Here is a 12,104-nt window from a genome sequence, read left to right as displayed (position 1 = left end):
CAGGCCGGCCTTGCCTTCGCGCGCCAACCAACGCACACCCCACGCCACAATCGCGCCCCATGCCCTCCTTCACTCCACGCCAGTTCATCCTCCTCGTTCTCCTGACCCTCGCCTGGGGTTTCAACTGGCCGGTGATGAAGCTCGGCGTGGCGGACTACCCGCCGCTGGGCTTCCGCGCGATCTCGATCTGGCTGGGCCTGCCGGTGCTGGGGCTCGCGCTGGTGTGGATGAAGGTGCCGTTCCGCGTGCCGCGCAGCGCCTGGCCCGAGCTGGTGTGGCTGGGGGCCACCAACATGTTCGTCTGGCACGCCTGCATCATCCTGGCGGTGAAGGCGCTGTCGGGCGGACGTGCCGCGATCCTGGGCTACACGATGCCGGTGTTCTCTGCGGTGATCGGGGCGCTGCTGTTCTCGGCCATGCTCACGCGGCGCGCATGGCTCGGCGTGGGCGCCTGTTCGATCGGCGTCGGGCTGCTGCTGTGGCACGAACTCACCGGCCTCGCGGGACGGCCCGGCTACGTGGCGCTGGCGCTGGTCGCGGCCGCCACCTGGGCCCTGGGCACGCAGCAACTGCGCCACACGCGCATCGGGCTGCCGACGCTCACGCTCTCGTTCTGGATGACGGCGATGACGGCCGTGGTGATGACCGTGCTGTCATTGCTCTTCGAGCGCGACCAGCTGGTCTGGCCCGGCGCCGTGACCTGGGGCTCGATCGGCTACAACGCGGTGCTGATCTTCGGCTTTGCGCACGCCGCCTGGTTCTCCCTCGCGCGCGGCCTGCCGCCCGTGGCCTCGACCCTGAGCGTGATGTTCATCCCGGTGCTCGGCGTGTTCAGCGGTGCGGTGTGGCTGGGCGAGGTGGTGCACTGGCAGGACGGCGTCGCGGTGGCGCTGATGATGGTGGCGATCGCTTCGGTGCTGTGGCCGGCGAAGCCCGCGGCCACGGCCTGACACACCGCGTTCAGGTCGTCGTCTGCACGTGCAGGCGGCTGGTCTTGCAGCGGTGCAGCGCGCGGTAGTGCTCCAGCGGCCGACCGTTGGCGCCGTAGGCGATCGATTCGATGCGCAGCAGCGGCTCGGGCGTGGGCAGGTTCAACAGTTCGCAGGTCTGCGCATCGGGCAGCACCGCGTCGATCCAGCGCTCGGCGCGCACCAGGCGCAGGCCGTACTGGCGGCGCAGCACGTCGTAGAGCGAGCGGTCGTCCAGGCGCGTGCGGTGCAGTCCCGGCGCCAGGTCGGCCGGCACCACGGTCTCGACCAGCAGGCGCAGCTCGCCGTCGACGCTGCGCAGGCGCTTGAGCGCGACCACCTGTGTGCCGTCGGTGAGGCCCAGCGAGGCGGCCTCCTGTTCGGTGGGTGCGCGCAGCTCCTGCACGAGGATCTGGGTGCGCACCGAGCGGCCCTTGCGCTCCATCTCGTCGGAGAAGCCGAGCACGGTCGAGACGAAGTCCTCGTCGCGCTCGCGCGCCGACACGAAGGCGCCGCGGCCCTTGATCTTGTAGATGAGGTTGTTGCGCACCAGGTCGGCCAGCGCCTCGCGCACCACGATGCGCGAGATGCCGAACTGCTCGCCGAGCTCGGCCTCGGACGGCAGCTTGGCGCCGATGGGCAGCACACCCTGCAGGATCTGCAGGCGGATGGCATCGCGGAACTGGGCCCAGAGGGGGGATTCGGAGCCGCGGTCGAGCACGGTCGAAGGGTCGTTGGAAGCGTTCACATTAGGACTGGCCAAGGGCCGAGCGGTTCGTCAATGATGCATTGAAAGAAGAGGCGGCTGCGCGCGATGGCGGTGGCACCGGCGCGAGGCGCACGCCGTGCCGCTCGCGCAGCGCGGTGGCGCAGGCCTGCAGCTCCTGGTGCTGGCGGGCGGCGTCCCAGCCCAGCGCATCGGCGGCGACAGCGGCCATCTCGGCCAGCGCGGCGTCGGTGACCATGCCGCGGATCGCCAGCAGCGTGCGGCGCATCACCAGATCGTCGAGATGGAGCACGCCCGTCTCGCGGCACAGGTAGCGGATTTCGGCCACCGAATGGTCGGGCGCATGCAGCAGCGGCACGTCGCCCGCGGCAGCCAGCCGCGGCGCCAGCGGCAAGGCCTTGGCGCCATAGCGGCGCAGCAGGGCCTGCGCGCGCGCACGGCCCAGGCCCGACGACGCCACCACGCGGTCGAGAAAGTCCTCGATGGACGAGGCATCGACCGGCAGCGCCGCACCGCCGCCGATGGCCAGCGCCGCGGTCGATGCGTTGCGCGCGCGGCCCAGCAGCCGCAGCACTTCGTCGGTGGCCTCTTCGGCCAGCGCACGGAAGGTGGTCCACTTGCCGCCCACCAGGCCGACCACGGGGATGTCGCGCGTGGCGTCGGGCGCGTCCACCACCACCGAGTGGTCGCGCGAGATCTGGCCCGGCTGGTCGGCGTCGGAGCGCGCGAGCGGGCGCACGCCGACATAGGTGTAGACCACGTCGCCGCGACCGAAGGCCAGGTTCGGGAACACCTCGCCCAGCACCTCGAGCAGGTAGTCGACCTCGGCCGGCTCGGTCGCGATCTGGTCGGGGTCGTCGACCGGGATGTCGGTCGAGCCCACCAGCACGCGGTCGAGGAAGGGATAGACGATGCACACCCGCCCGTCCACCGCCTCGAAGTAGGCCATGCGGCCTTCGAGCGCGTCGCGCAGCGCGGGATGGTCGAGCACCAGGTGCGAGCCCTTGGTGCCCATGACCCGCGATGTGACGCGCGCGTCCGCGCCGCCGAGCACCGATGCACTGCGGTCGAGCCAGGCGCCGGTGGCGTTGACCACGGTGTCGGCCGTCACCTGCACCAGCGCGCCGGTGAGCGCGTCGCGCAGCGTGAGGATGTTGCCGGCGCAGCCCACCAGGCGGCAGTGGTTGGCGGCGGCCGAGCGCGGCTGGTCGCGGCAGGCGTCGCCGATCAGTTCGAGCACCAGCCACTCGGGGTGGCTGATCCAGGCGTCGAAGAAGGTCGCGGTCCAGCGCACGGCGGCGCGGAACAGGCGCCGGTCGGCCGGCGGCACGCGGCGGATGCGGTGGGTGGGCATCACGCGCTGGCGGCGGCCCAGCAGGTCGTACAGCCGCAGGCCCGCGGCCACCGCCAGCAGGCCGCGCGTGCGCGGCGGCGGCGTGCGGCCGAAGAACTTCAGCGCACTGCTCATCAGGCCGCCGGAGAAGCTCGACAGCGGCACCACGGTCTCCAGCGGCTGCACCAGGTGCGGCGCATTGCGCAGCAGGCGGTTGCGCTCGCGCGTGGCCTCGGCCACCAGCGAGAAGCTGCCGCTTTCCAGGTAGCGCAGGCCGCCGTGGATCATGCGCGAGGGCGCGCTGCTGGCACCGGCGCTGAAGTCGCCCTTGTCGACGATCAGGCAGTCCACCCCCTGCAGGCACAGGTCGCGGAACACGCCGACGCCGTTGATGCCGGCGCCGATGATCACGGTGGAGAAGTGGCGCTCGGCGATCGCGGCCGGACGCACGAAGGGAAGCGTCTCGTTGCTCATGGCACGGACTCCGCGAGATGCGAGAACACAGGAGACATGGTGTCGATCAGTTCGTTGAAGCGCGCGTTGAAATCCGCATGGGCCCGCGCCTCGCGCGCGTCGGGCTCGACGCTGTCGCAAGCCGCGAGCAGCACGCTGCCGGGTGCCGCATGGTCGATGTCCTGCGACATGGCGGCATAGAGCGCCGCCCCGCGCGCGCCGGTCTCGTCGTCGGCGCAGCGCTCGACCGGGCGGCCCAGCAAGGATGCGAGCAGGCGCACCAGCCGCACATCGCTGGCGCCGCCGCCCAGCACGGTCGAGGCCGACACCGGCAGGCCGCAGGCCGCGAGGCGCGCCGTGTGGCGGGCATGCAGCGCCGCGGTGGCATCGACCACCGCACGCGCCATGTCGGCGCGCGTGTGATGGCTCTGCAGGCCGACGAAGCCGGCCGTGATGCCGGCACCGCCGTTCACGAAAGGGAGGAAGCGCAGGCCGCGCGCACCCAGCGGCACCGACATCGCGAGGTCGAGCACGGCCCGCGCATCGGGCAGGCCCAGCACGCCGGCCAGCCACGCGATGTTGGCCATCGACGACGGGCTGTTCTCCAAATACAGCCGCTGCTGCGTGCGGCCGAAGTTGACGACCGCCACGACATCGGGCTTGGGCTCGATCACCGGCCCGATCACTGCATTCACGCACCAGGTGCCGAGCACCGACACCGCACGGCCGCGCGCTTCGGCGCCGACCGCGTTCATCGAGGCCAGCAGGTCGATGGCGCCCATCGCGACCGGAATGCCTGCGGGCAATCCGCACGAAGCCGCCTCCGAAGGCCGCAGCAGGCCCATCACCTCGCCGCTGCGCAGCAGCGGACCGAAGGCGCGTGGGCCGAGCCCGGCGATGCCGCAGGCGTCGAAGGCCGGCTGCGACCACTGGCCCGATCCGATAGCCAGCAGCCCCGCGGTGCTGGCGTCGCTGGCATCGGTGGCGATCTCGCCGGTCAGCAGGAAGCCCAGGTAGTCCTTGGCGAACAGCAGGCGGTGCAGCGCACCACGCTGCACCGCGTCGGCGCCCAGCAGCTCGGCCGCGATCACCGTGGGCTGGCCCGGCCAGGGCTGGCAGCCGACGTCGGCGAAGAGCATGGAGCCGTGCCGCCGCGCCAGCGAACGCGCCCGTGCATCGGCGCGCTGGTCGGTCGAGGCCACCGCCCTGCCGCCCACCAGTTCATGGTTCGCATCGAGCGCATAGAGCCCGGCGCCGTGGCCGGTGCAGCCGATGGCGCGCACGTCGTTCACGCGCGCGCCGAGTTGCCGGGCGACGTCGCGCAGCACCTGGGTCAGGGCGGCGCGGATGGCGGACCCGCTCGTTTCGCATCCGCCCGCTGGCAGCCGGTCGTGCGGCAGGGGCAGCCGGGACAGCGCCAGCGCCCGGCCGCTCCCGGCGTCGAGGGCCAGGGCTTTGAGGCTGCTCGAGCCCATGTCGATGCCGATCAGTATGTTGGACTTCATGTCATAACAGCTTCGACGCATTGAAAGCGTGTTTCCAGTAGCGTTTCCCCTAGTTATGCGAAGAAACGGGCTGCGCTTACATTCTACCTGTCATAACAACTGTGGTGACACCAAGGTCCTGTATGGCCTGCCCGAACAGCAGGTCGCCAGCTCTGCCAGTCCACGTGAGGAGACAAAGAATGAGGCGTAATTTCCTGAAGTCCGCGGCCGCCGCCGGTATCGGTTTGGCCGGCGCCAGCGCGCTCGCGCAACAGCAAGCCCCCGCCCCTGCCGCGGCCGGCACCGGCCTGCGCGGCAATGCCGGCGACGTCTACGTGATGAACGTGATGGTGTCGGGCGTCGAGTACTGGTTTCCGGTCTACGAAATGATGAAGCAGCTCGGCCGCACGCTGGGCGTGAAGACGCGCTACACCGGCACGCCGGAGTACGACGTCAACAAGCAACTGGCGTCGTTCGAGCAGGAACTGGCGCGCAAACCGGCGGGCATCCTGCTGCACCCGATGAACCCCGATCCCTTCATCGAGCCGATCAATCGCGCGGCGGCGATGGGCATCCCGGTCGTCACCTTCGCGGCCGATTCGCCCAACTCCAAGCGCACCTCCTTCATCACCTCGGACAACGACCGCGAAGGCACGCAGGCGGCCGACGCGATCGCGGCCTCGATGGGCGGCAAGGGCGAGTACGCGGTGCTGGAGAACCCCGGCCAGGACAACCACGACCGCCGCATCGCCGCCTTCATCAACCGCATGAAGGCCAAGCACCCGGGCATGAAGCTGGTCGGCCGCGCCGCCAGCAACCAGGACCCGAACAAGGCCTACCAGGCGGTGCTGAGCCTGGCGCAGGCCAACCCGAACCTGGGCGCGCTGTTCATGCCCGAGGCCAACTCGGCGCTGGGCGCGGCGCAGGCCAAGGTGGAAAGCAAGAAGAACATCAAGGTGATGTGCTGCGACGTCAACGCCAAGATCCTCGACATGATCAAGTCGGGCGACGTGTTCGGCTCCATCAACCCCAACCAGGGCATGCAGGGCTACATGGGGATGATGATGCTGTTCCTGGCCAAGAACCCGGGCCTCATCGATCCGATGAACGACGCCAAGCGCAACGGCACCAACCCGATGGCCGTGCCCTTCCTCGACAACGGCCTGGCCGTGGTCAGCAAGGCCAACGCCGACGACTTCTACTGGGACAAGTACCTCGCGCGCCGCGGCACCAAGGGCATCGGCGAATGAACGCTGTGAGCGATCTGCTCGCACTGCGCGGCATCGGCAAGCGCTTCGGCGCTTCGCGCGCGCTCTCGGGCGTGGACTTCTCGCTCGCGCGCGGCGAGATCCACGCGCTGTGCGGCGAGAACGGCGCGGGCAAGTCCACGCTGATGAACATCATCGATGGCATCCACCAGCCGGACGAGGGGCAGATCACGCTCGACGGCCAACCGGTGGTCATCGACGGCCCGGCGCATGCGATGCGCCTGGGCATCGGCCTGGTGCACCAGGAGATCGCGTTGTGCGCGGACGCCACCGTGGCCGAGAACATCTTCATGCCCGAGATCAACGCCGGCCGGCAGGCGTGGATGGACTACGCCAGCCTCAACGCGCGCGCCACCACGGTGCTGCAACGGCTGGGGCAGGACATCGACCCCGCCGCGCGCGTGAGCGAGCTCAGCATCTCGAGCCAGCAGCTGGTCGAGATCGCCAAGGCGCTCACGCTCGACTGCAAGGTGCTGATCCTCGACGAGCCCACCGCCGCGCTGACCGACAACGAATCGGCCGCGCTGTTCAAGGTGCTGCACGACCTCAAGGCGCAGGGCATCGGCATCGTCTACATCAGCCACCGCATGGCCGAGATCTTCGCGCACTGCGATCGCGTGACCGTGCTGCGCGATGGGCGCAACGTGCACAGCGGCCCGCTGGCCGAACTCGATGCCGACGGCCTGGTGCGCCGCATGGTCGGGCGCGACCTGGGCAACTACTACCCGCCCAAGCAGCAGGCCTCGGCCGCGGGTGATGCCGTGCTGGAGGTGAGCGACGTCGCCGACGGCGCGCGCGTGCACGGCGTGTCCTTTGCGCTCCGGCGTGGCGAGATCCTCGGCATCGCGGGCCTGATGGGCGCGGGCCGCAGCGAGCTGGCCGAGACCGTGTGCGGCCTGCGCCCCGCGACGCGCGGCACGGTGCGGCTGCGCGGCAAGGCACTGTCGATTCGCAAATACAGCGACGCGCTGCGCGCCGGCATCGCCTACCTCAGCGAGGACCGCAAGGCGGCCGGGGTCTACCTCGACCTGCCGATCGCGCAGAACATCGCCTCGATGGCGCTGCAGCGCGTGAGCTCGCGCTTCGGGCTGCTGCAGCGCGCGGCCGAACACCGGCTGGCGGTGGCGCTGGGCGCCAAGCTCAAGCTGAAATCGGACGGCGTGGCCATCGAGGTGGCCAGCCTGTCGGGCGGCAACCAGCAGAAGGTGGCGATCGCCAAGCTGCTGGCCACCGAACCCTCGGTGCTGCTGATGGACGAGCCCACGCGCGGCGTCGACGTGGGCGCCAAGTCGGAGATCCACCACATCCTGCGCGAGCTCGCGAACCAGGGCACGGGCGTGGTGGTGATCTCCTCGGAACTGCCCGAGATCATCGGCCTGTGCGACCGCGCGCTGGTGATCCGCGACGGCCGGCTGGCCGGCGAGCTGCAGGGCCACGACATGACGGAAGAGGCGCTGCTGCGGCTGGCCTCCGGACTATGCGAACAGGAAACAGCATGAACCCTCCAGCACAACTCGACGCGGGCCTGGCGCCGCGACCGGCGAAGCCCGCCCTCCAGCTCATCCGCATGCGCGAGATGGGCCTGCTGCTGATCATCGCGGCGCTGTGCGTGGCGATGAGCTTCGCCTCGCCCTACTTCCTCACCTGGGACAACGTGCGCGCGATGCTGCTGTCCTTTTCCATCGAAGGCATCGTGGTGGTGGGCATGACCATCCTGCTGATCGTCGGCGGCATCGACCTGTCGGTGGGCTCGGTGGTGTGCTTCGCGATGGTGGTCACGGGCAAGCTGTTCCTCATGGGCCTCGATCCGTGGACGGCCGGGCTCATCGCCATCGCCGCGAGCGCGGGCATCGGCGCGATGATCGGCGGCTGCGTCACGCGCATCGGGCTCAACCACTTCATCGCCTCGCTGGCCTTCATGGTGATCGTGCGCGGCCTGTGCCTGGCGCTCACGCAGGGCACGCCGCAGTCGCTGTTCTCGCTGCCGGCCGAGTTCAAGTTCATCGGCCAGGGCACGCTGTTCGGCGTGCCGGCGGTGATCCTGATCTTCGTGGCGATCGTGGTGGTCAGCGACTTCGTGCTGCGCCGCTCGACCCTGCTGCGGCGCGTGTTCTACACCGGCAGCAACGAGAAGGCCGCGCTGTACTCGGGCATCCGCGTGGGCCATGTGAAGTTCTGGGTCACGGTGCTGTGCTCGGCCTCGGCCGGCCTGGCCGGCGTGATCTACACCGCGCGCTTCGGCGCCGCCACGCCCACCTTCGGCATGGGCATGGAACTCAACGTGATCGCCGCGGCCGTGATCGGCGGCGCCAGCCTCAAGGGCGGCGCGGGCACGGTGCTGGGCGCGGTGCTGGGCCTGGCGCTGCTGTCGGTGGTGACCAGCTCGCTGATCCTGCTCGACGTCTCGCCCTACTGGCAGGACGTGATCAAGGGCCTGATCCTGCTCGCGGCCGTGACCATCGACCACCTCCTGAACACACGAAAGACCCAGCGATGAACGACAACGCACCGACGATGAAGAAGACCACGCTCGGCCCCTCGGGCATCGCATGCTCGGCCATCGGCCTGGGCACCTGGGCCATGGGCGGATGGATGTGGGGTGGTGCCGACGAGGCAGCGGCCGTGCGCGCGATCCAGGCTTCGCTGGACGCAGGCGTGACGCTGATCGACACCGCGCCGGCGTATGGGCTCGGGCGCTCCGAAAGCATCGTCGGCGCCGCGCTCAAGGGCCGCCGCCACGAAGCCGTGATCGCCACCAAGTGCGGGCTGGTCTGGCACACGCGGGAAGGCACGCACTTCTTCGAGGAGGACGGCCACCCGGTGTACCGCTACCTGGGCCGCGAGTCGATCTTCCATGAATGCGAAGAGAGCCTCAGGCGCCTGCAGACCGACCACATCGACCTCTACATCACGCACTGGCAGGACAGCACCACGCCCGTGGCCGAGACCATGGACGCGCTGCTCTCGCTCAAGCAGCAGGGAAAGATCCGCGCCATCGGCGTGAGCAACGTGAGCCCCGAGACGCTGGCCGAGTACCTGCAGTACGGCCCCGTCGATGCGGCGCAGGAGCGCTACAGCCTGATCGACCGCGAGATCGAGCAGACGCTGCTGCCGCTGTGCGCCGAGCACGACGTCGCGGTGCTGGGCTATTCGTCGCTGGCGCTGGGCCTGCTCGCGGGCCCCATCGACCCCGCGCGCCAGTTCACCGGCGACGACCAGCGCGCGAGCAACCCGCGCTTCAGCGCTGGCAACCGCGCCAGGCTCGCGGCCTTCTTCGAGACGCTCGAGCCGCTGCGCCGGCAGCTCGGCTGCTCCTTCGGCCAGCTGATGATCGCCTGGACGCTGGCGCGCGGCAGCGTGTCGGTGGCGCTGTGCGGCGCGCGCGTGCCGCAGCAGGCGACCGAGAACGCAGCCGCCGGTGCGCTGGCCCTGCACGACGAGGCACTGCAACGCATCGACGCGGCCGCGGCCGCGCACCTGCACGCGCTGGCCTGACTCCCCTTCCCTCTCCACTCAAGGACCTCTTCCCATGTCGACGGACAAGACCGCACGCCTGAGCCGGCTGCTGCACAACGGGCGCTGCCTGGACATCGCGCTCGACCACGGCGTGTGCAACGAACCCACCTTCCTCGACGGGCTCGAGGACATGCCCGCGGTGCTGGACAAGCTCGTGGCCGCTGCGCCCGACGCCATCCAGCTCAACCTCGGCCAGGCCGACCTGCTGCAGCACCGCCCCGGCCGCGGCCGCCCCGCGCTGGTGATGCGCCTGGACATGGGCAACCCCTACAACGCGACCCGGCACCGCGCGATGTGGGCCGTGCTGCAGAACCACGACGACCCGGTGCTGCCCGCGGTGCAGATGGACGCCGCCTGCGTGGTGGTCAACCTGTTCATGCTGCCCGACGAGCCCGAGCTGTTCCGCCAGTGCGTGCAGAACATCGCGCGCGTGCGCGCCGACTGCGACCGCTACGGCATGCCGCTGATGATCGAGCCGCTGGTGATGCAGGCCCCGACCGCCGGCAGCCGCTACAGCGTCGACGGCGACGCCGAGAAGATCGTCACGCTGACGCGCCTGGCACGCGAGATGGGGGCCGACATCGTCAAGGCCGACCCGACCAGCGACCCCGCCGACTTCCACCGCGTGGTGCAGGCCGCGCGCTGCCCCGTGCTCGTGCGCGGCGGCGGCCGCGAGGACCTGCAGCAGGTGTTCGCGCGCTCGCGCGTGCTGCTGGACCAGGGCGCCGTCGGCATGGTCTACGGACGCAACGTCTACCAGCATGCCAACCCTTCGGGCGTGGTGGCCGCGCTGATGGCCATGATCCACCGCGGCCTCGGCGCCGAGGCGGCCTGGCGGCTCTACGAAACCGGCGGCACGGCGGACTGAGGGCGGCGCCGGGCAGGCGCCCGAGGCGGCACGGCCGCGCCGGCTAAGGGTTGGCACCATTCGTGCAAGCCCCGTTGACACCAGATGCTTCATGCATAAAGTATTGACTTGTGAATGAAGTGGCTCCGCACAATGCCGGGGCCGCATGCATCGATGTGGTGCCAACCCTTACTACCGGAGTCTCCATGCGCTCGAAGATCACCCCGCCGCCCGCCACGACCCGCCTGTCACGTTCCTTGTGCGCCCTGGCGCTGGCCTCCGCCTTCGGCTTTGCCGGCGGTGCGCTGGCCGAGCCGGTGAAGGTGGGCCTGGCGCTCGACATCTCCGGTCCGTTCGCCGCGCTGGGTGCCGAGGCGCGTGACGGTTTCGCGCTGGGCATCAAGCAGCTGGGCGGCAAGCTGGGCGGCCAGCCGGTCGAGTTCATCCAGGCCGACATGGCCGGCAGCCCCGACCAGGCCAAGCAGCTGGTCGACCGCATGATCCAGCGCGACAAGATCGACCTGTTCAGCGGCCCGATCGGCTCGAACATCGCGATCGCGGTCGGCCCCACGCTGTTCGCGGCCAAGGTGCCCTACCTCTCGTCGAACGCCGGCCCCAGCCAGTTCGCCGGCGCGCAGTGCAATGCCTATTTCTTCGGCACCGCCTACCAGAACGACCAGTTCCACGAAGCGGCCGGCAAGTTCGCGCAGGACCGCGGCTTCAAGAAGATGGTGCTGATCGCCCCCAACTACCCCGCGGGCAAGGACGCGATGGGCGGCGTCAAGCGCCAGTTCAAGGGCCAGGTCGCCGACGAGCTCTACACCAAGCTGGGCCAGATCGACTATGCGGCCGAGCTGGCGCAGATCCGCGCGGCCAAGCCCGACTCGATCTACTTCTTCCTGCCCGGCGCGATGGGCATCAACTTCATCAAGCAGTTCGTGGGCGCGGGCCTGTCGAAGGACATCACGCTGGTCACCAGCGGCTTCTCGGCCGACGAGGACGTGATCGGCGCGGTGGGCGAACCGATGCTGGGCCTGTTCAACACCTCGCATTGGGCGCACGACCTCGACAACGCCCCCAACAAGGCCTTCGTCGCCGCCTTCCGCAAGGAATACAACGGCCGCTACCCCTCGCTGTACGCCGCCCAGGCCTACGACGTGATCCTGGCCATGGACGCGGCCGTGAAGCAGGCCGGTGGCAATGCGCAGAACCGCGAAGCCGTGATCGCCGCCCTGAAGAAGGCCAACTACGCGTCGACGCGCGGCAGCTTCAAGTACGCGAACAACCACTACCCCATCGAGAACTTCTACCTGCGCGTGATCGGCAAGGACGCCCAGGGCAAGGTCACGAACAAGACGGTGAGCACGCTGCTCACGAACTACGGCGACACCTACGCCGACAAGTGCCCGCTGAAGTAGGCCCTGGTGCCTGAAGGCCGGCGCCGCGCCAGCCTCTTCTTCTCCCACACCGCCGGCCCGGCAGGAATCGGCCCGGCGGTGTTCCTCGCA

The 12,104-nt window shown here is 69.9% G+C and carries 10 protein-coding genes; 7 read left to right on the top strand and 3 right to left on the bottom strand.

Annotation, left to right across the window (positions count from 1 at the left end; genetic code table 11):
• Positions 1-59 precede the first annotated feature (59 nt).
• On the top strand, positions 60-950 hold the full coding sequence (locus tag K0H49_RS01455; protein ID WP_219209367.1) for a DMT family transporter: 891 nt from the start codon (positions 60-62) through the stop codon (positions 948-950).
• A 10-nt stretch (positions 951-960) separates the two neighbouring features.
• Here the strand turns inward: K0H49_RS01455 and K0H49_RS01450 are convergent, their stop codons facing one another.
• The 3 genes from K0H49_RS01450 to K0H49_RS01440 are packed head-to-tail and all read right to left on the bottom strand — an operon-like array spanning position 961 to position 4,986.
• Positions 961-1,716: a GntR family transcriptional regulator gene (locus tag K0H49_RS01450; RefSeq protein WP_219209366.1), complete on the bottom strand. Its 756-nt coding sequence runs from the start codon at positions 1,714-1,716 to the stop codon at positions 961-963.
• A gap of 1 nt (position 1,717) precedes the next feature.
• The gene (locus tag K0H49_RS01445) at positions 1,718-3,502 is read right to left on the bottom strand and encodes a glycerol-3-phosphate dehydrogenase/oxidase (protein WP_219209365.1); all 1,785 of its coding nucleotides are present in this window, start codon (positions 3,500-3,502) and stop codon (positions 1,718-1,720) included.
• On the bottom strand, positions 3,499-4,986 hold the full coding sequence (locus K0H49_RS01440; protein WP_219209364.1) for an FGGY family carbohydrate kinase: 1,488 nt from the start codon (positions 4,984-4,986) through the stop codon (positions 3,499-3,501). The genes K0H49_RS01445 and K0H49_RS01440 overlap by 4 nt, the downstream gene beginning before the upstream one ends.
• A 179-nt stretch (positions 4,987-5,165) precedes the next feature.
• Between K0H49_RS01440 and K0H49_RS01435 the strand changes: the two genes are divergently transcribed.
• From K0H49_RS01435 to K0H49_RS01410, 6 genes are all read left to right on the top strand, one after another.
• The gene (locus K0H49_RS01435; RefSeq protein WP_219209363.1) at positions 5,166-6,215 is read left to right on the top strand and encodes a substrate-binding domain-containing protein; all 1,050 of its coding nucleotides are present in this window, start codon (positions 5,166-5,168) and stop codon (positions 6,213-6,215) included.
• A complete protein-coding gene (locus K0H49_RS01430) occupies positions 6,212-7,732 on the top strand; it encodes a sugar ABC transporter ATP-binding protein (protein ID WP_219209362.1) in 1,521 nt (506 codons plus the stop codon). The genes K0H49_RS01435 and K0H49_RS01430 overlap by 4 nt, the downstream gene beginning before the upstream one ends.
• Complete coding sequence (locus K0H49_RS01425; protein WP_219209361.1) at positions 7,729-8,730, top strand: ABC transporter permease; 1,002 nt, start codon at positions 7,729-7,731, stop codon at positions 8,728-8,730. The genes K0H49_RS01430 and K0H49_RS01425 overlap by 4 nt, the downstream gene beginning before the upstream one ends.
• Before the next feature lie 17 nt (positions 8,731-8,747).
• Positions 8,748-9,728, top strand: a complete 981-nt coding sequence (locus tag K0H49_RS01420) for an aldo/keto reductase (RefSeq protein WP_374122294.1) — start codon at positions 8,748-8,750, stop codon at positions 9,726-9,728.
• A 34-nt stretch (positions 9,729-9,762) separates the two neighbouring features.
• Entirely contained in the window at positions 9,763-10,617 is an 855-nt protein-coding gene (locus K0H49_RS01415) for a class I fructose-bisphosphate aldolase (protein WP_219209359.1), read from the top strand.
• 185 nt (positions 10,618-10,802) lie between these two features.
• Positions 10,803-12,014 (top strand): ABC transporter substrate-binding protein, encoded by a 1,212-nt coding sequence (locus K0H49_RS01410; RefSeq protein WP_219209358.1) that lies wholly within the window; start codon positions 10,803-10,805, stop codon positions 12,012-12,014.
• The last annotated feature ends 90 nt before the right edge of the window (positions 12,015-12,104 follow it).

This window comes from Variovorax boronicumulans, from assembly GCF_019352895.1.
Lineage (GTDB): Bacteria > Pseudomonadota > Gammaproteobacteria > Burkholderiales > Burkholderiaceae_C > Variovorax > Variovorax boronicumulans_A.
This window is presented reverse-complemented; position numbering and strand designations above follow the sequence as displayed.